This is a genomic window from Herbaspirillum sp. C7C2 (assembly GCF_022627865.1).
Lineage (GTDB): Bacteria > Pseudomonadota > Gammaproteobacteria > Burkholderiales > Burkholderiaceae_D > Herbaspirillum > Herbaspirillum frisingense.
The window spans coordinates 357,645-376,284 of record NZ_JABXGI010000001.1 but is presented as its reverse complement, the minus strand read 5'-3'; the positions used below and the strand labels follow the sequence as shown (position 1 = coordinate 376,284).

Here is an 18,640-nt window from a genome sequence, read left to right as displayed (position 1 = left end):
TGGCCGGAAAACTGGGCTGCCCAGCGCGCGGATGGTAAAATGCCGGCCTCGGGCGATTCGGGTTTTTAGGCAAATGCCTCTGAAAACTCGCCAATCTTCAGTCAACGCATCTCATCCGTTTCCATCATGTCCCTCTCTGCTCTCTCGGCCCTGTCCCCGCTGGACGGCCGCTACGCCTCCAAGACCGATAAACTGCGTCCGCTGCTCTCCGAAGCGGGCTTCATGCACCATCGCGTGAAGGTCGAGATTGCCTGGCTGCAAGCCCTGTCCGAAGCCGGCTTTGCCGAGATCAAGCCGTTCTCCGCCGAGGCACGCGCCTTGCTGGACAAGCTGGCCGCCGACTTCACCGAGGCCGACGCCGCCCGCATCAAGGAAATCGAAGCCGTCACCAACCATGACGTGAAGGCGGTCGAATACTGGCTCAAGGAAAAAGTGAAGGATGTGCCGGAGCTGGTGGCCGCCTCCGAATTCATCCACTTCGCCTGCACCTCCGAAGACATCAACAACACCTCGCACGGCATGATGTTGAAGGCCGCCCGCGACACCGTCGTGCTGCCCTCGCTGCAAGCCGTGATCGCCCGCCTGACCGAACTGGCGCACGAGCACGCCGCCGTGCCGATGCTCTCGCGTACCCACGGCCAACCGGCCAGCCCCACCACCCTGGGCAAGGAAGTGGCCAACGTCGTGGCACGCCTGCAACGCGCTGCCAAGCGCATCGCCGCCGTCGAGATCCTGGGCAAGATGAATGGCGCCGTTGGCAACTACAACGCCCACCTCTCGGCCTACCCGCAGACCGACTGGGCCGCCTTCTCCAAGCAGGTGGTGGAACAGCGCCTGGGCCTGGTCTTCAATCCCTACACCATCCAGATCGAGCCGCATGACTACATGGCCGAACTGTTCGATGCCGTCGCCCGTACCAATACCATCCTGCTGGATCTGAACCGCGACATCTGGGGCTACATCTCCCTGGGCTACTTCAAGCAACGCACCAAGGCTGGCGAAATCGGTTCCTCGACCATGCCGCACAAGGTCAACCCGATCGACTTCGAGAACTCCGAAGGCAACCTGGGGATGGCCAACGCCGTGTTGAAGCACCTCGCCGAAAAGCTGCCGGTCTCGCGCTGGCAGCGCGACCTGACCGACTCCACCGTGCTGCGCAACATCGGCGTGGGCTTCGGTTATACCGTGCTGGCCTACGATAGCTGCCTGCGTGGCCTGAACAAGCTGGAAGTGAACCCGCAACGCCTGGCCGACGACCTCGACGCCACCTGGGAAGTGCTGGCCGAGCCGGTGCAGACCGTGATGCGTCGTTATGGCATCGAGAATCCGTATGAACAACTGAAGGAACTGACCCGCGGCAAGGGTATTTCCAAGGATGCGCTGCGTGACTTCATCAACGGCCTGGCCATCCCCGAGGAGGCCAAGGACCATCTGCTGGCCATGACCCCGGCCAACTACATCGGCACCGCCGTGGAACTGGCCAAGACCATCTGATCCTGCCAGTCCCGCTCGCCCGCCTTTGGAATGGCGCACAGCAATGTGCGCCATTTTTCATTTGCGCAGAGAATAAACTGAAGCAAAACTGATTACTCGCAAAACCGGATGGCTGAAGTACCATTTCGACCAGTAATGCGAGTAGCCAAAGCTCTTTATACTCATCAGCGTCAAAAAGAGTGGCATCATCCCTTGCCGCCGGGAATGCAAGGCCTTGGCGCCGCGCATCTCGTGAAGACTTCGCATTGAAGACTTCATGCCGAACACTTCCCCCGACGCAAGAACGAACTGCCCGCCCTGCAGAACCATTGCAGAGCTAGCCGCTCCAACCGCCACCAACTTCTGCCTGCCCTATGGATCGCTACACCAAACCCGCCGTACTGCTGCACTGGCTGATTGCCCTGCTGATCATTTCCGCCTTCGGGCTGGGCCTGACCATGGTCGACATTCCTGGCCTGACGCCGACCAAACTGAAGTATTTTTCCTGGCACAAGTGGCTGGGTGTGACCGTCCTGGCCCTGGTCTGCGTGCGCTTGCTGTGGCGCCTCACGCACAAGGCACCGGCCTACCCGCGCAACATGCCGCAATGGCAGCAGTCGGCTGCCCATGGCCTGCACCTGGGGCTGTACGTGCTGATGTTTGCCATTCCTGTTTCCGGCTATCTCTACAGCCTGGCCGCCGGCGTGCCGGTGGTCTACCTGGGCGTGGTGCCGCTGCCGGTGCTGATCGCACCCAATCCCGAACTCAAGCTACTGCTCAAGGCCACCCATTACTGGCTCAACATGACGCTGCTGGCGGCCTTCGCGCTGCACGTACTGGCTGCGCTGAAGCACCAGTTCATCGATCGTGACAATATCTTCAAGCGCATGCTGCCCTGAACCTGCATCGCCTGATTCTTCATATCTTGCTCGTTTTTACACGGAACCCGACATGACCCTCTCCCGCTTCATCCGCCCCTCCCTGCTGGCCCTGGCTGCCGCTTCCTTCACATTGGCTGCACAAGCGGCTCCGTTAAAAGTGGATGCCGCCAAGAGCGCCGTAACCGCCACCTTCAAGCAGCTCAACGTCCCGGTGGACGCCAAGTTCAAGAAGTTCACCTCCACCATCGATTTCGATGCCGCCAAGCCGACAGAAGGCAAGGCTACGGTGGAGATCGACGTCGCCAGCTTCGACCTGGGCGAGCCTGAGTACAACAAGGAAGTGCTGAAGAAGGAATGGTTCAACGCCGCGCAGTTCCCCAAGGCCACTTTTGTCACCAGCAGCATCAAGCCGGCCGGCAGCGGCAAGTTTGACGTGGCCGGCAAGCTGACCATCAAGGGCAAGAGTACCGACGTCTCCTTCCCCCTGACCGTGAAGAAGGAAGGCAGTGCCCAGGTCTTCGACGGTACCCTGCCCATCAAGCGCCTGACCTACAACATCGGCGAAGGCGAATGGAAGGACACCGGCATGGTGGCCGATGAAGTCACGATCAAGTTCCACATCGTCGCACAGTAAGCCAACAATAAAACAGCAGCTCCGCGCCATGTCGCACCGCCTCGCAGCGGGCTTCCCCCAGCGCTTTTTTCTCTCAACAAGGAATCGAATCACATGAAACTGAACCACCTCCTGCTCGCCCTGGTCGCCGCTGGCGCCGCCGTTTCCGCCAACGCTGCCGACACCTACAGCATCGATCCCAGCCACACCTATCCCAGCTTCGAAGCTGACCACATGGGCGTGTCGATCTGGCGCGGCAAGTTCGACAAGACCAGCGGCACCGTCACCCTGGATCGCGCTGCCAAGACCGGTACCGTCGACATCATCGTGGACACCGCCTCCATCGACTTCGGCATGAGCAAGATGAACGATCACGCCAAGAGCGCCGATATGTTCGACGTCGCCAAGTATCCGACCGCCGAGTACAAGGGCACGATCAAGTTCAACGGCGACAAGCCGGCCACCGTGGAAGGCAACCTGACCCTGCATGGCGTCACCAAGCCGGTCACCCTGACCCTGAACAAGTTCACCTGCATCCAGCACCCGATGCTCAAGCGCGAAGTCTGCGGTGGCGACGCCTCGGCCACCTTCAACCGCGCCGACTTCGGTATCGACTACGGCGCCAAGTATGGTTTCTCCACCGAGACCAAGCTGGCCATCCAGGTCGAAGCGATCAAGACCAACTGATTCGCTTTTCCAACGCAGAGGTGAAGCTCTGCAGCAGGAAGCAAACAAAAGCCGATGCGATAATGCATCGGCTTTTTTGTTTGTGCGGCTTGCTTGCGATCATGGAGCAATTTGCCGCAACGCCGCACAATGGCTCGCATTCGCCGTTTTGCTGCCCTGCAAAACTTTTTAAAACGCGCTAATCTAAGCGCCGTTCCCCAAGGAGCAAGTAGCATGTCGTTAGCAGACCTACGTAAAGACTACAGCCGCGCCAGCTTGTCCGAGTTCGATACCGCCGCCGACCCGATCGACCAGTTCGCGATCTGGTTCGATGAGGCGACCCGAGCGCAGATCCCCGAGCCCAACGCCATGAGCGTGGCCACGGTCGGGGCCGATGGACGCCCCTCGTCGCGCATCGTGCTGATCAAGCAGTTCGACCAGCAGGGCTTTACCTGGTTTACCAACTACGACAGCCGCAAGGGCGTGGACGTCGCCGCCCAGCCTTACGTGGCCTTGCTGTTTCACTGGGTAGAACTGGAACGCCAGGTTCGCATCGAAGGAAAGATCGAACGCGTTACCAAGGAAGAAAGTGACGCTTACTTCTACAGTCGCCCCTTGGCCAGCCAGCTCGGTGCGATTGCATCGCAGCAGAGCCGTACCGTGGCCGACCGCGAGACGCTGGAACAGCAATACGAAACAACCAAGCAGCAAGTCGGGGAGCATCCATCCCGCCCGGCGCACTGGGGCGGCTACCGTGTTATTCCCGATCGCATCGAATTTTGGCAAGGCCGCCCCTCCCGTATGCACGACCGCGTGCTCTACACGCGTGATGCCAACGGGCAATGGCAGCGGCAGCGCCTGCAGCCCTGAGGGAAGTAGCATGCCTGGCAGGGCGCAAAGCATTCATCACTGACGCGGAGGAAAATCGTGTTTTGGGAAAAGAAGCTTGACGCCTGGGTGGAAAACATCCGCAACGTATCCGCCCTGCCCCTGCGGCTGGTGCTGTGGAACGGACAGCAGTACGACTTCGGCACCGGCGCGCCGGAAGTCACCTTGAAAGTCCCGCATGCATCGGCCATCACCTCGCTGTTGACGCCCTCCCTCTCCAACCTCGGCGAAGCCTACGTCGAGGGCAAGATCGAAGTCGAGGGCAAGGTCAAGAACATCATCAACGTGGCCAATGCCCTGGCCGCCAACACCCTCAAGGCCGAAGGCCGTCTGGGCCGCATGGTGCGCAGCGTGACGCACACCAAGAAGCGCGACGCCGAAGCCATCCAGTACCACTACGACGTTTCCAACGACTTCTACAAGCTGTTCCTCGACGAGAACATGGTCTACTCCTGCGCCTACTTCGAGAACGGCGACGAGGACCTGGGCAGCGCGCAGTTGAAGAAGATCGACCACATCCTGGAAAAGATCCAGCTCAAGCCCGGCCAGACCCTGCTCGACATCGGCTGTGGCTGGGGTGCCCTGGTGCTGCGGGCGGCGCAGAAGTACGGTGCCCGCTGTGTGGGGGTGACGCTGTCGAAGAACCAGTATGCGCTGGCGCGCGAACGGGTCGAAGCTGCCGGGCTCTCGGACCGCATCGACATCCGCCTGCAGGACTACCGCGATGTCACCGGCAGCTTCGATCGCATCACCTCGGTGGGCATGTTCGAGCACGTCGGCATCAAGAACCTGCCGGGCTACTTCGCCCAGATCCGCAAGTTGCTGGCCGATGGCGGCATGGCAATGAACCACGGCATCACCAGTACCGATATCGAAAACGGCGAGTCACCCTACGGTGCCGGCGAATTCATCGACAAGTACGTCTTCCCGGCCGGTGAGCTGCCGCATATCAGCACCGTGCTCAAGACCATGCAGGAGGGTGGGCTGGAAGCCTTCGACGTCGAAAACCTGCGGCGCCACTATGCCCGTACCTGCGGCATCTGGGCCGACAACTTCGAGGCCAATACCGAGGCCATCCACAAGGTCACCGACGAGAAGCATTACCGTATCTGGCGCGTCTACCTGGCCGGCAGCTCCTACGGCTTCGAACGCGACTGGATTTCGCTCTACCAGGTCATCTGCACCAAGGCCGGCAACAGCGCACAGACGCTGCCTTGGTCACGCAAGTACATTTATCAAAAATAAGATTTCGCCGACACCATCAAGCAAGAACGGGCATGCCGCGGCATGCCCGTTCTGCTTTCTGCCCCACGCATCCGGGCAGTACCTGTCTCACCTCGCTATGCCGGCTTGCTCTTCTCGGCAAACACCTCGCGCAGCTTGGCCACCTTGGGCGCAACCACGAAGGCGCAATAGCCCTGGAACGGATGCTGCACAAAATAGTTCTGGTGGTAGTCCTCGGCCCGGTAGTACGGCTGCGGCGCCGATAGCTCGGTCACGATCGGGGCATCCCACACCAGGGCCATCTCGGCGATGATGTGCTTGGCGACGTCATGCTGCACCTCGTCCTGGTAATAGATCACCGAACGGTACTGGGTACCGACGTCGTTCCCCTGGCGGTTCAGGGTGGTCGGATCGTGGATGGTGAAGAAGATCTCCAGGATCTCGCGATAGCTGATCTGCTGCGGATCGAAGGCCAGCTTGACCACCTCCGCATGCCCGGTCTGCCCGCCACACACCTGTTCATAACTGGGATCGACGACGCTGCCGCCGGTATAGCCGGACTCCACCGACTGCACGCCCCTGACCTGCTGGTAAACCGCTTCCAGACACCAGAAGCAGCCCCCGCCCAGTACTGCGATTTCCGTGGCCATGCTGTTCTCCCGTTGAGTTGCTTGTCGTAAAACTTTACTCCAATTCAGCACTTCATGTATGGCTGACGTGAATGATTGTCAAGACTGCGCCGCAGCATGACGGCGGCAGAAGCAGGCCGTATCCGCTATCATGTGCACATCTGCGCCATGCCGGCTGACCGCAACAATGCGGCCCGGGCGCCCCGACCCAGACCATACTCCCGATGCACACACGTTTTCCCCGCGCCGACACGCGCCAGTTCGACGCCGCGCATTTCCGCCAGGCCCTGTCCCAGTTCGCCACCGGTGTCACCGTCATCACCACCCGTCTGGCCGATGGCACGCTGCTGGGCCTGACCGCCAGCTCCTTCAATTCGGTCTCGCTGGACCCGCCGCTGGTGCTCTGGAGCCTGGGCACGCGCGCCAACAGCATGCCGGTCTTCTCCGGCAATTCGCATTACGTCATCAACATCCTCGGTGCCGAACAGGCGCATCTGGCGCAGCAGTTCGCCAGCAGGATGGAAAACCGCTTCGAGGGCGTGCCCTATACGCTTTCGCGTACCGGGCAGCCGGTGCTGGAAGGTGTGTCGGCCTGGTTCGAATGCCACAACCGCAGCCAGTATCCGGAAGGCGACCACGTCATCTTCGTGGGCGAAGTCGAACATTGCGAAGTCCGGCCGCAATCGGCACTGGTCTTCCACAACGGCCGCTTCAGCAAGACCGAAGACGTCTGAACACCACAGTGATGGACGAAAAAAAAGCGCCCGAGGGCGCTTTTTTTTCGTCCGGGACCGCTTAGAACTTGTAGCCCACCGACAGGAAGGTCACGATCGGATCCAGCGTGATGGTGGTCTTGTAGCGCTGGGGACCCAGGGCCGCAGCGGCACCGGCCGGCTGTGCGGTGATATCCGCATCGGTCTTGAGCGGAATGTAGGACACCGACAGGCTGGCCGACCAGCGGTCGTTGAAGGCGTAGGTGGCGCCGCCGGTCAGCACGGGCGACCAGGAGGAGCTCAGCGAGGCGCTGGCGGTACCACCAGTGTTCAGCGATGCCGAATTCTGGAAATTGCGCGACAGCGACACGTCGGAATACCACACATAGGTCACGCCGGCGCCCACGAAGGGACGGAAGGTGTCATTGGCACCACCGAAGTAATACTTGGCGACGATGGCCGGGCTCCACTGCTTGGCCTTGCCCAGTTCGCCCAGGGCTTGCAGGTCACCGGTACCCTTGAGCTTGAACTCGGGCGGAATGCCCAGGTCGGCGGTCAGCGCGAAGTTGTCGGTGAAGAAGTGGGTGAAGGCGATCCCCACGGTATCGGCATTGCTGACCGAGGAGGTGCGGTTGGGATAGCTGGCAGCGCCAGGACCGTTGAGCTTGGTCAGGCCGCCACTGGAATCCTGCGGTGCCAGGTGGAACCAGCCCAGGTTGACCACGTTGCTGCCCGCAGTCTGTGCCATGGCCGGCGCAGCAAAGGCTGCCATCACGGACAACGCGGCGAGTTTGGGCAAGAAGGAAAATTGTTTTTGCATTGCTGTCTCCAAGAGTTTGCGGGCGTGGCCCGGATTTTTTATTCCCGACGGCTGGCGTCTGACGGGATTGTGTTCACGGCTGGTTACCGCTTTTCATTATTCAGCGTAAGTTCACGTCACTGCGGATGACCCTGCTTTTACACTGATGAAACAAAAAGAACGCGCGTGCTATTCTTTGGAGATACTATGCCAGCTTTGTCATATTTTGTATAGAAGTTGTGAAGCCCCCATCGGACCCTGTAGGCTTTTGACAACCGGCGACTGACCTACTGACCGCAGAGTCAGTACCAGCGCGGCTGACAGCGCGGGAACAGCGCGACAGCAGGCGTTCGGGGGAGCGAGCAAACAGGAAGGGGAAGACGGCCTCAGCTCAAGCGTTGAGCAGTCTTTCCAGCACGCCTTGCGAATCAAAGGCCGCACGGCGCAGCCTGTCGTTGACGCCTTGCCACGCCGGCGTCGCCGGCAGTGACTCGACCACGATCAGGTCGGCACCGGTATGGTCCATGTCGCGCAGCGCAGCATAGAGATCGTGTGCATAGGCGTCGACCGACGCCGGCATCGCGCGCACGACCGTCGCGCTTACCTTGCCTTCGTGCTGCCCACCGCCGATCAAGGCCACCTTCTTGCCGATGGCGGCCAGACGCGCCAGCACGTCCTGCAGCCGGCCCGGCTCAACCTGCACCACCGGCGTATGCGGCGCATAGTGGGCGTCGAGCGTCCCGGAAGCACGTGGCGCGGTGGCGTCGGGCGTGGCCAGCGGCACGCCCAGCACGGCGGCGATGCGGTCCGCGCTGATCTGGCCGGGGCGCAGCAGCACCGGGCCGTGGGTCTCCACCCGCGAGAGATCGACGATGGTCGACTCGATGCCGACTTCGCTCTGTCCACCATCAAGCACGTAATCCACCAGGCTGTCGGCATCGCTGCCGAATTCCTCGCGGACATGGTCAGCCGTGGTCGGGCTGACGTGGCCGAACTTGTTGGCGGAGGGGCCGGCGATACCGCCTTTGCCGCCACGGAATTCACGCAGCAGCGCCTGCGCCACCGGGTGCGCAGGGCAACGCAGTCCCACCGAGTCCTGGCCGCCGGCCACGGCGTCGGGGATATGCGCTGCGCGCTTCAGGATCAGGGTCAGCGGACCGGGCCAGAACGAGGCGATCAGGCGTCTCGCTTCCACCGGGACCGATGCGGCCCAATAGCCGATGTCAGCCTCCGGCGAGACATGCACGATCACCGGATGATTGGCCGGTCGCCCCTTGGCCGCATAGATGGCGGCAATCGCCGCCGGGTTCTCGGCATCGCCGCCGAGACCATAGACCGTCTCGGTCGGGAACGCCACCAGGCCGCCCTGCTCCAGCTTGCGGGCGGCATGCATGACGGCGGCGGCATCGATATGCGGGGCCGGGGAAGTGCTCTTGTCGTTCATCGCCTGGTCCTGCCGCTTACAGTGGGATACCCAGAATGCCGCAGGCTGCAGCCAGCTGCTGCTGCGCACCTTCCAGCGTGGCACCGGTGAAGGTGACGTGACCCATCTTGCGACCGCGTCGCGCCTCGGCCTTGCCGTACAGGTGCAGGTGCGCACCGGGCAACGCCAGGACCTGGTCCCAGGCCGGTTCGCGCTGGCTGTCGCCATCGCCTTCATACCAGACGTCACCCAGGATGTTGAGCATGACCGACGGCGAATGCTGGCGCGTATCGCCCAGCGGCAATTGCGCCATGGCGCGGGCTTGCTGTTCGAACTGGCTGGTGACACAGGCATCGATGGTGTAGTGGCCGCTGTTGTGCGGACGCGGCGCCATTTCGTTGACCACCAGCGCGCCATCCTCCAGCACGAAGAATTCGATGCACAACACACCCACGTACTGCATCGCGCCGATGATCTGCAACGCTGCCTGCTGCGCGCGCTCGGCGGCATCCGGCTTGATGTTGGGACCGGGGACGGTGGTGGTGAAGAGGATGCCATCGCGATGCACGTTCTCGGCGATCGGATAGACCACGGCCTGGCCATCATGCCCCCGCGCCACCAGCACGGAAACTTCATAGGCCAGCGGCAGCATCTTTTCCAGCACGCAGGTCACGCCTTTCATGGCGGCGAAGGCAGTGCGCACTTCCTCGACACTGCGCACGCGCACCTGCCCCTTGCCGTCATAGCCCATGCGGGCGGTCTTGAGGATGCCGGGCAGCAGGTTCGCATCGAGACCGTCGATGTCGGCTTCGGTATTGATCACCAGATGCGGGGCCGGCAGTACGCCGGAACGCGATCCGCACTCGGTGAAGAAAGCCTTCTCGGCCGTGCGGTCCTGGGCGATCGACACGCCCGAGGCCGCCGGTGCCACGAAGGTCTGGGCCGCCAACGTCGCCAGGCTCTTGGCCGAGACATTCTCGAATTCGGTGGTGACCGCAGCGCACAGCGCACCCAGCTCGGCCAGCGCCGGACCGTTGTCGTAGGCGGCGGTGATCAGGCGGTCCGCCACCTGGCCGGCCGGACAGTCGGCATCGGCTTCCAGCACGGCGACCTTGAAGCCCATGCTCTGCGCGGCATGCGCGAACATGCGCCCCAACTGGCCGCCTCCCATCACGCCCAACCAGGTGGCCGGGGTGGTCGAGGGAACGGCAGGGTTAAGCGAGGGTGCGGACTGCTGGGTCATACAGGCAACTTCATATCGAGAGCGACTTGCGTCTGGGTCTTGCGGAAGGCTTCCAGCTTCTCAGCCAGCGCCGCATCGGTGGTGGCCAGCATGGCGATGGCCGACAGGGCCGCATTGGCGGCACCGGCTTCGCCGATGGCATAGGTCGCCACCGGAATGCCCTTGGGCATCTGCACGATGGACAACAGCGAATCTTCGCCACGCAGATACTTGGACGGCACCGGCACGCCCAGCACCGGCACGATGGTCTTGGCGGCGATCATGCCCGGCAGGTGGGCAGCACCACCGGCACCGGCGATGATGGCGCGCAGGCCGCGCGCACGGGCGCTCTCGGCATAGGCAAACATCTGGTCCGGCATGCGGTGCGCGGAAATCACCTGCGCTTCGAACGGGACGCCGAAGTCCTTCAGGATGGCGACCGCATTCTGCATCACCTCCCAGTCCGAGGACGAACCCATGACCACACCCACCAGGGGCTTGACGGTATCGCTCATGATCTCAGTCCTTCAGCTTGTTGCCGGTCAGGCGTTCCAGCGCTTCGCGGTACTTGGCGCCAGTCTTCTCGATGACGTCGGCCGGCAGCGGCGGCGCCGGCGGGGTCTTTTGCCAGCCATCGACGGTTTCCAGGTAGTCGCGCACGAACTGCTTGTCGAAGGACGGCGGCGAGATACCGACCTGGTAGCTGTCGGCCGGCCAGAAGCGCGAGGAGTCCGCGGTCAGCACTTCATCCATCAGGTGCAGCACGCCGTTGTCATCCAGGCCGAACTCGAACTTGGTGTCGGCGATGATGATGCCGCGGGTGGCGGCGTAGTCGGCGGCTTCCTTGTAGAGCTGGATGGCGACGTCGCGGATTTTGTGCGCCAGCTCGGTGCCGATGCGCTTCTCGGTCTCTTCGAAGCTGATGTTTTCGTCATGTTCGCCCAGGTCGGCCTTGGCGGCCGGGGTGAAGATCGGCTGTTCCAGCTTGGAAGCCTGTTGCAGGCCGGCCGGCAGCTGGATGCCGCAGATCGCGCCGGTGGCCTGGTAGTCCTTCCAGCCGGAGCCGATGATGTAGCCGCGCACCACGGCTTCCACCAGGATGGGCTTCAGGCGCTTGGCCACCACGGCGCGTCCGCGCACCTGTTCCACTTCGGCCGGGCTCACCACGGATTCCGGATCGACGCCGGTCAGGTGGTTGGGCACGATGTGGCCGAGTTTCTCGAACCAGAAATCGCTCATCTGGTTCAAGACCTTGCCCTTGCCCGGGATCGGTTCGTTCATGATGACATCGAAGGCCGACAGGCGATCGGTGGTCACGATCAACAGCTTGTCGTCGCCGACGGCGTAGTTTTCGCGGACCTTGCCGGTGCCCAGCAGAGGCAGGGAAGTGATCGAGGATTTGTACAGACTGCTCATGATGGTCTTTTCGTAAAGTCAAAAACCGGAACCGCCATGTTCAGGGCGATTCCGGTCGGTTAGTGCCGGCGCTTGATTGCTCAGCGCTGCTCAGCGCTTACTGGACGATCTGCGCCAGTTCGCCGCTCTTGTACTTCTCGGCGATCTTTTCCAGCGAGACCGGCTTGATCTTGCCAGCCTGGCCTTCGCAACCGAAGGACAGGAAGCGTGCCTTGCAGACCAGCTTGGCGGCTTCGCGGGCCGGCTTCAGGTAGTCACGCGGGTCGAACTTGGACGGATTCTCGAACAGGTAGCGACGGATCGCACCGGTCATGGCCAGGCGGATGTCGGTGTCGATGTTGATCTTGCGCACGCCGTGCTTGATGCCTTCCTGAATCTCTTCGACCGGCACGCCATAGGTTTCCTTCATGTCGCCGCCGAATTCGCGGATCTCGGCCAGCAGTTCCTGTGGCACGGACGAGGAACCGTGCATCACCAGGTGGGTGTTGGGGATGCGGGCGTGGATTTCCTTGATGCGGTCGATGGCCAGGATGTCGCCGGTGGGCTTGCGCGAGAACTTGTAGGCACCGTGCGAAGTACCGATGGCAATGGCCAGCGCGTCGCACTGGGTGGCCTTGACGAAGTCGGCGGCCTGGTTGACGTCGGTCAGCAGCTGTTCGCGGGTCATGGTGCCGTCGGCGCCGTGGCCGTCTTCCTTGTCACCCTTCATGGTTTCCAGCGAACCCAGCACACCCAGTTCGGCTTCGACGGTCACGCCGATGGCGTGCGAAAACTCGACCACCTTGCGCGAGACTTCGACGTTGTACTCGTAGCTGGCCACCGTCTTGCCGTCGGCTTCCAGCGAGCCATCCATCATCACGGAAGAGAAACCGGACTTGATGGCGGCCATGCACACGGCCGGGGACTGGCCGTGATCCTGGTGCATCACCACGGGGATGTGCGGATAGGCTTCCACGGCCGCCGAGATCAGGTGGCGCAGGAAGGCTTCGCCAGCATATTTGCGGGCGCCGGCAGAGGCTTGCATGATCACGGGCGCGCCGACTTCATTGGCGGCTTCCATGATGGCAGTGACCTGCTCCAGGTTGTTGACGTTGAAGGCCGGCAGGCCGTAACCGTTTTCGGCGGCGTGGTCCAGCAGTTGACGCATGGATACGAGAGGCATGATGAAAACTCCAGAACGATGAAAAATCAGTACTCGCCAACGCGCAGAATCTTCAGCGCGTTGGTGCCGCCGACCTGGCCGATGGGCTCGCCCCAGGTCACGACGATAAGATCACCCTTCTGCACCACGCCTTGCGCCAGCAGCAGATCCTGGGCGCCCTTCAACATGGCTTCGGTGTCAGGCGCCTGAGCCAGTTCCAGCGTATGCACGTTGCGGAACAGCGAGGCCTTGCGGCGCGTGGCGACATTGGGGGTGATCGCGAAGATCGGGATATCGATGTTGTGCCGGCTCATCCACAGGGCAGTCGAACCGGATTCGGTAAGTGCTGCAATGGCCTTCACGCGCAGGTGGTGCGCGGTGAACAGTGCGCCATAGGCGATCGACTGGTCCACGCGGGTGAAGCGCAGGTTCAGGAAGTCCGCGTCCAGCTGCACATTGTCGGAGCGCTCGGCTTCCAGGCAGATGGCATGCATGGCTTCCACGGTTTCCACCGGGTACTTGCCGGAGGCGGTCTCGGCCGAGGTCATCACGGCATCGGTGCCATCCAGCACGGCGTTGGCGACGTCAGAGACTTCCGCGCGGGTCGGCACGGCATTGACGATCATGGACTCCATCATCTGGGTCGCGGTGATGGTCAGCTTGTTGGAGGCGCGCGCCATCTTGATCATGCGCTTCTGCAGGCCCGGCACGGCGGCATTGCCCACTTCCACGGCCAGGTCGCCACGGGCCACCATGATGCCGTCGGAGGCATCCAGGATTTCCTGCAGCAGCGGGATCGCTTCGGCGCGTTCGATCTTGGCGATCATCATCGGCTTGTGGCCGAAGGGTTCGCCGGCCACGTTGGACAGCTGGCGTGCCATCTCCATGTCGGTGGCGTTCTTGGGGAAGGACACGGCCACGTAGTCGGCCTGGAAGCTCATGGCAGTCTTGATGTCGTCCATGTCCTTGGCCGTCAGCGCGGGCGCCGACAGGCCGCCACCCTGGCGGTTGATGCCCTTGTTGTTGGACAGTTCGCCGCCGATCTTGACCACGGTATGGATTTCATTGCCCATCACGCGCTCGACCTTGAGCACGATCAGGCCATCGTTCAACAGCAGAACGTCATTGCCCTTGAGGTCACGCGGCAGTGCCTTGTAGTCCAGGCCCACGCGCTCCTGGTTGCCCATCTGGCAGTCGGAATCGAGGATGAACTTGTCGCCGTTGGCCAGCATGATCTTGCCATTCTCGAACTTGCCCACGCGGATCTTGGGACCCTGCAGGTCGGCCATGATGGCGACCTTCTTGCCGCATTCGTCGGCCACTTCACGCACCAGGGTGGCGCGGTCGATGTGATCCTGCGGCTTGCCGTGCGAGAAGTTCAGGCGCACCACATCCACGCCGGCGCGGATCATGCGGGTCAGGGTCTCGCGGTCGCTGGAAGCGGGGCCGATGGTGGCGACGATTTTTGTTGCTCTGGACATGAATACCTTCTGGTTGCGACTTGGTGATAGAAGCCCGCTGCCCGGCCCGATGCAGGGCCGATCAGGCGGATCGCTTCCGCCCCGGACGCGCGTCTCGGACGCGTCCTCGTTGGTGATGCTACAGACTCAGAATTCGGATGGCCCCGGATGGGACCACGAGACGCCGCACCCGGCAGCGGAGTACGGCGCCGGTCTTGCTTACTGCGCGCGTTGCAGCAGGATCTCGACCGCAGGCAGGGTCTTGCCTTCCAGGAATTCCAGGAAGGCGCCGCCACCGGTGGAGATGTAGCCGACCTTGTCGGCGATGTGGTACTTGGCGATGGCTGCCAGGGTGTCGCCACCACCGGCAATCGAGAAGCCCGGCGAGGTGGCAATGGCGCGCGCCAGGGTCTCGGTGCCACGACCGAACTGGTCGAACTCGAACACGCCCACCGGGCCGTTCCAGACGATGGTGCCGGCACGACCCAGTTGCTCAGCCAGCACGGCAGCGGTCTGGGGACCGATGTCGAAGATCATGTCGTCGTCGGCAACATCCTCGGCCGCCTTCACGGTGGCCGCGGCGGTCGGCGAGAATTCCTTGCCGACCACGACGTCGGTGGGGATGGGCACCGAGGCGCCGCGCTTGGCCATCAGATCGATGATGGCCTTGGCGTCGTCCACCAGGTCCGGCTCGGCCAGCGACTTGCCGATCTTCAGACCGGCGGCCAGCATGAAGGTATTGGCGATACCGCCACCGACGATGAGGTTGTCGACCTTCTCGGCCAGGGTCTTGAGGATGGTCAGCTTGGTGGAGACCTTGGAACCGGCCACGATGGCCACCAGCGGACGGGCCGGCTGGTTCAGGGCCTTGCCCAGGGCATCCAGCTCGGCCGCCAGCAGCGGACCGGCACAGGCCACCGGCGCGAACTTGGCCACGCCGTGGGTGGTGGCTTCGGCGCGGTGCGCGGTGCCGAAGGCATCGTTGACATAGACATCGCAGAGCTTGGCGATCTTTTGCGCCAGCTCGTCACTGTTCTTCTTTTCGCCCTTGTTCAGGCGGCAATTTTCCAGCAGCACCACCTGGCCCGGCTGGACGTCCACGCCGTCGACCCAGTTGGCCACCAGCTTGACCTCGCTGCCCAGCAGCTCGGACAGGCGCTTGGCCACGGGGGCCAGCGAATCCTCGGGCTTGAACTCGCCTTCGGTGGGACGACCCAGGTGCGACGTCACCATCACTGCAGCGCCTGCCTTCTTGGCTTCGCGGATGGCGGGCACCGAAGCGCGGATGCGGGTATCTTCGGTGATATTGCCGGCATCATCCTGCGGCACGTTCAGATCGGCACGGATGAAGACGCGTTTGCCTTGCAGTTGATTGGCAGAAACCAGATCGCTCAGTCGGTTGAATTTCATAGGTAGGAATTCGAAGAAGGGGGCGAAAAACGTCGTATTTTACTCCAGCCTGACCCGCTCCTGACGGCTTTTTGCCAGCCCGGACAAGATCCCGGGCGCTTCAGGCTGGTGTGCGCAAAGATTCACATGAACCAACGCAACAGTGTAAAGAGTGACATTCCCGCCACAATAGTTCCCAGAAGATGACGCGTTGCGGCAAAGAAGATGGCGCCACCGATGCCGGCCAGCAACTTGGGATTGCCCAGGCTCAGGTCAAGGACTCCGTGCGCGCTGACCAGATCGGGGAAGATGATGGCCGCCATGGCCGCCGCCGGGGCATAGCTCAGGGCGTGCTTCAGCCGCGGCGGCAGCTTGACCGCGTGGCCGAACAGGAAAAAGCCGCTGCGCGTGACCAGGGTGGACACGGTCATCAGGACGATGGCGCCCCACACATACCATTCACTCATGCGGCCGCCCCTTCATCCTTTTCTTTTCCCGGAAGCAACTTGTCGGCCAGCATGGCCGCACTCATCCCCAGCACCATGGCCAGCAGCAGACCCAGACGGTAGGGCAGCTCCAGCGCCAGCACTGCCACCGTGCCGGAGACCACTACCCCGGCCAAGGCCGGCAGGCTGCTGGTCATGGGGATCATGATGGCAATGAGTGCCAGGGTGCCGGCGAAACCGATGTTCCAGCTCTCCGGAATCTGGCTGGCCAGCAGGATGCCGATGGTGGCCCCGAGTTGCCAGGCCACCCAGCCCGGATAGCAGATCGCAGCAAAATACCCGATCTTGCCTGCAGGTTGACCGAAGGTCGAGGGGGGAAAGCGCTGCGGGAAGAAGGCCATCGAGATATCGCCGTTGAAGAAGCCGTACCACACCCGGCGATACCAGGGCAGGTGCTCGAAATGCGGCGCCACGGCGGCCGAGAAGATGACAAAGCGCAGGTTGACGATCATGGCCGTGAAGAACACCACCAGCAGCGGCACGCCGGTCGCCAGCAAAGGCAGCACGGCAAACTGGGCCGAGCCGGCATAGACCAGCAGGCTCATGCCCAGCGACTGGAAGATGCTCATCCCCGACTTGACCATGGCCATGCCCGAGACCACGCCCCAGGCCAGCACGGCCGGTATGGTCGAGGCACTGGCGCGCCAGCCTTCCTGGAAGGCGTCCTTCTCGATGCGGCGGGCGGTGGCGAGGTCGTGCGGCGCTGGCTGGCCTGCCGATCCTGATCCCTGCTCGCCTGTCTCCTTCTGCATTGTTGTTCCGTTACGCGTATTGGATGCGCCGGCCGGGAATGCCGGTGCATGTGACGATGTGTGCATTTTCACTCAGGTCTTTCATTCTACAGATGAAAGTTTTTGCTCGCGTGAATCCGCTAAAATGCAGTTCCTTGGCCGGTTCGTCCGCGCCGGGCGTTTCATACCGAATTTTCGCTTTCTGCACATTCTGCATTTTCTGCAATCACCGCATACAGGGAGATGACCATGTCCATGGCTGACCGCGACGGCAAGATCTGGAAAGACGGCGAGCTGGTCGACTGGCGCGACGCCACCGTCCACGTACTGACCCACACGCTGCATTACGGCATGGGCGTCTTCGAGGGCGTACGCGCCTACAAGACGGCCGAGGGCACGGCCATCTTCCGCCTGAAGGAACACACCCAGCGCCTGTTCAACTCGGCCAAGATCTTCCAGATGGAAGTGCCGTTCGACCAGGAAACGCTGGCCCAGGCGCAATGCCAGGTGGTGCGCGAAAACCAGCTGGAATCCTGCTACATCCGCCCGCTGATCTGGATCGGCTCGGAAAAGCTGGGCGTGTCCGCCAAGGGCAACAAGATCCACGTGGCCATCGCCGCCTGGCCGTGGGGCGCCTACCTGGGCGAAGACGGCATCAGCAAGGGCATCCGCGTGAAGACCTCTTCCTTCACTCGCCACCACGTGAATGTGTCGCTGGTGCGCGCCAAGGCTTGCGGTTATTACATCAATTCCATCCTGGCCAACCAGGAAGCGCTGGCCGACGGCTACGACGAAGCCCTGCTGCTGGACACCGAGGGCTATGTCTCGGAAGGTTCTGGCGAAAATGTCTTCATCGTCAAGAACGGCAAGCTCTATACTCCCGACCTGGCCTCCTGCCTGGATGGCATCACCCGCGACGCCGTGCTGACCATGGCGCGCGACCTGGGCATCGAGGTCATCGAGAAGCGCATCACCCGCGACGAGATGTATTGTGCCGATGAAGCCTTCTTCACCGGCACCGCCGCCGAAGTCACGCCGATCCGCGAACTGGATCGCCGCGTCATCGGCAATGGCGGCCGTGGCCCCATCACCGAGAAGCTGCAGACCCTGTTCTTCGACGTGGTGGCCGGCCGGGCGCCGCAGTACAAGCACTGGCTCACGCTGGTGTAAATGGCAGCGGCGGCCGCCAGAATATCGATTCGCAACACCCGACCTTAACGTTTCAACAGTCAATCGCAAGCAACGGAGAACAAGATGAGCCAAGCTCAAGCATCGCAGGGCGTAGTCCTGCTCGAAGGCAAGGACCTGCCAGCCCACTGCCCCAGCCCCGGCATGACCGCCTGGAATTCGCACCCGCGCGTGTTCCTGGAACTGGACGCGCACGGCGCGGCCAAATGCCCATACTGCGGTACCCAGTACCAGTTGAAACCGGGCACCGTGGTCAAGGGCCACTGAGCAGAAGTTTC

General features: G+C 62.4%; 20 protein-coding genes. 9 read left to right on the top strand and 11 right to left on the bottom strand.

All coding sequences use genetic code 11. The features are described from left to right. The first annotated feature begins 126 nt into the window (after positions 1 to 126). The 6 genes from purB (at position 127) to HWE04_RS01745 (ending at position 5,766) form a co-directional block, all read left to right on the top strand. Positions 127 to 1,494 carry an adenylosuccinate lyase gene (gene purB / locus HWE04_RS01770; protein ID WP_241811307.1) on the top strand — a complete coding sequence of 456 codons (1,368 nt, stop codon included), beginning with the start codon at positions 127 to 129 and terminating at the stop codon, positions 1,492 to 1,494. Between the two features lie 353 nt (positions 1,495 to 1,847). Then, complete coding sequence (locus HWE04_RS01765; RefSeq protein WP_241811306.1) at positions 1,848 to 2,372, top strand: cytochrome b; 525 nt, start codon at positions 1,848 to 1,850, stop codon at positions 2,370 to 2,372. 52 nt (positions 2,373 to 2,424) lie between these two features. Further along, on the top strand, positions 2,425 to 2,988 hold the full coding sequence (locus HWE04_RS01760) for a YceI family protein (protein WP_241811305.1): 564 nt from the start codon (positions 2,425 to 2,427) through the stop codon (positions 2,986 to 2,988). Positions 2,989 to 3,081: 93 nt separating this feature from the next. Further along, a complete protein-coding gene (locus HWE04_RS01755) occupies positions 3,082 to 3,654 on the top strand; it encodes a YceI family protein (protein ID WP_006461725.1) in 573 nt (190 codons plus the stop codon). Between the two features lie 213 nt (positions 3,655 to 3,867). Further along, positions 3,868 to 4,503: a pyridoxamine 5'-phosphate oxidase gene (gene pdxH, locus HWE04_RS01750; protein WP_241811304.1), complete on the top strand. Its 636-nt coding sequence runs from the start codon at positions 3,868 to 3,870 to the stop codon at positions 4,501 to 4,503. 57 nt (positions 4,504 to 4,560) lie between these two features. Continuing rightward, positions 4,561 to 5,766: an SAM-dependent methyltransferase gene (locus tag HWE04_RS01745; protein WP_077237398.1), complete on the top strand. Its 1,206-nt coding sequence runs from the start codon at positions 4,561 to 4,563 to the stop codon at positions 5,764 to 5,766. Positions 5,767 to 5,861: 95 nt separating this feature from the next. Here HWE04_RS01745 and msrA read toward each other — a convergent pair whose 3' ends face one another. After that, positions 5,862 to 6,395 (bottom strand): peptide-methionine (S)-S-oxide reductase MsrA, encoded by a 534-nt coding sequence (gene msrA / locus HWE04_RS01740; protein WP_241811303.1) that lies wholly within the window; start codon positions 6,393 to 6,395, stop codon positions 5,862 to 5,864. A gap of 203 nt (positions 6,396 to 6,598) precedes the next feature. Between msrA and HWE04_RS01735 the strand changes: the two genes are divergently transcribed. Further along, positions 6,599 to 7,108, top strand: a complete 510-nt coding sequence (locus HWE04_RS01735; RefSeq protein WP_241811302.1) for a flavin reductase family protein — start codon at positions 6,599 to 6,601, stop codon at positions 7,106 to 7,108. Between the two features lie 61 nt (positions 7,109 to 7,169). Here the strand turns inward: HWE04_RS01735 and HWE04_RS01730 are convergent, their stop codons facing one another. The 10 genes from HWE04_RS01730 to HWE04_RS01685 all read right to left on the bottom strand — a co-directional run bounded on the left by HWE04_RS01730 (position 7,170) and on the right by HWE04_RS01685 (position 17,195). Then, a complete protein-coding gene (locus HWE04_RS01730; RefSeq protein ID WP_241811301.1) occupies positions 7,170 to 7,907 on the bottom strand; it encodes an OmpW/AlkL family protein in 738 nt (245 codons plus the stop codon). 370 nt (positions 7,908 to 8,277) lie between these two features. After that, positions 8,278 to 9,330, bottom strand: coding sequence for an L-threonylcarbamoyladenylate synthase (locus HWE04_RS01725; RefSeq protein WP_241811300.1), 1,053 nt, complete (start codon positions 9,328 to 9,330; stop codon positions 8,278 to 8,280). 16 nt (positions 9,331 to 9,346) lie between these two features. After that, entirely contained in the window at positions 9,347 to 10,552 is a 1,206-nt protein-coding gene (locus tag HWE04_RS01720) for a 5-(carboxyamino)imidazole ribonucleotide synthase (RefSeq protein ID WP_241811299.1), read from the bottom strand. Then, positions 10,549 to 11,046 (bottom strand): 5-(carboxyamino)imidazole ribonucleotide mutase, encoded by a 498-nt coding sequence (gene purE, locus HWE04_RS01715; RefSeq protein ID WP_077237402.1) that lies wholly within the window; start codon positions 11,044 to 11,046, stop codon positions 10,549 to 10,551. The genes HWE04_RS01720 and purE overlap by 4 nt, the downstream gene beginning before the upstream one ends. Before the next feature lie 4 nt (positions 11,047 to 11,050). Continuing rightward, complete coding sequence (locus HWE04_RS01710) at positions 11,051 to 11,947, bottom strand: phosphoribosylaminoimidazolesuccinocarboxamide synthase (protein WP_006461734.1); 897 nt, start codon at positions 11,945 to 11,947, stop codon at positions 11,051 to 11,053. Between the two features lie 97 nt (positions 11,948 to 12,044). Beyond that, complete coding sequence (gene fba, locus HWE04_RS01705; RefSeq protein WP_006461735.1) at positions 12,045 to 13,109, bottom strand: class II fructose-bisphosphate aldolase; 1,065 nt, start codon at positions 13,107 to 13,109, stop codon at positions 12,045 to 12,047. A gap of 26 nt (positions 13,110 to 13,135) precedes the next feature. Further along, entirely contained in the window at positions 13,136 to 14,569 is a 1,434-nt protein-coding gene (gene pyk, locus HWE04_RS01700; protein ID WP_006461736.1) for a pyruvate kinase, read from the bottom strand. A gap of 198 nt (positions 14,570 to 14,767) precedes the next feature. After that, positions 14,768 to 15,958 carry a phosphoglycerate kinase gene (locus tag HWE04_RS01695; protein WP_241811298.1) on the bottom strand — a complete coding sequence of 397 codons (1,191 nt, stop codon included), beginning with the start codon at positions 15,956 to 15,958 and terminating at the stop codon, positions 14,768 to 14,770. 122 nt (positions 15,959 to 16,080) lie between these two features. Further along, a complete protein-coding gene (locus tag HWE04_RS01690; RefSeq protein ID WP_077237405.1) occupies positions 16,081 to 16,404 on the bottom strand; it encodes an AzlD domain-containing protein in 324 nt (107 codons plus the stop codon). Continuing rightward, on the bottom strand, positions 16,401 to 17,195 hold the full coding sequence (locus tag HWE04_RS01685) for an AzlC family ABC transporter permease (protein ID WP_241811297.1): 795 nt from the start codon (positions 17,193 to 17,195) through the stop codon (positions 16,401 to 16,403). Before HWE04_RS01685 ends, HWE04_RS01690 begins: the two co-directional genes overlap by 4 nt. Positions 17,196 to 17,423: 228 nt before the next feature. On the opposite strand from HWE04_RS01685, the gene HWE04_RS01680 reads away from it, so the two are divergent. Both HWE04_RS01680 and HWE04_RS01675 read left to right on the top strand, forming a co-directional pair. Then, on the top strand, positions 17,424 to 18,344 hold the full coding sequence (locus HWE04_RS01680) for a branched-chain amino acid transaminase (protein ID WP_006461740.1): 921 nt from the start codon (positions 17,424 to 17,426) through the stop codon (positions 18,342 to 18,344). Between the two features lie 84 nt (positions 18,345 to 18,428). Further along, the gene (locus tag HWE04_RS01675) at positions 18,429 to 18,629 is read left to right on the top strand and encodes a zinc-finger domain-containing protein (protein WP_006461741.1); all 201 of its coding nucleotides are present in this window, start codon (positions 18,429 to 18,431) and stop codon (positions 18,627 to 18,629) included. The last annotated feature ends 11 nt before the right edge of the window (positions 18,630 to 18,640 follow it).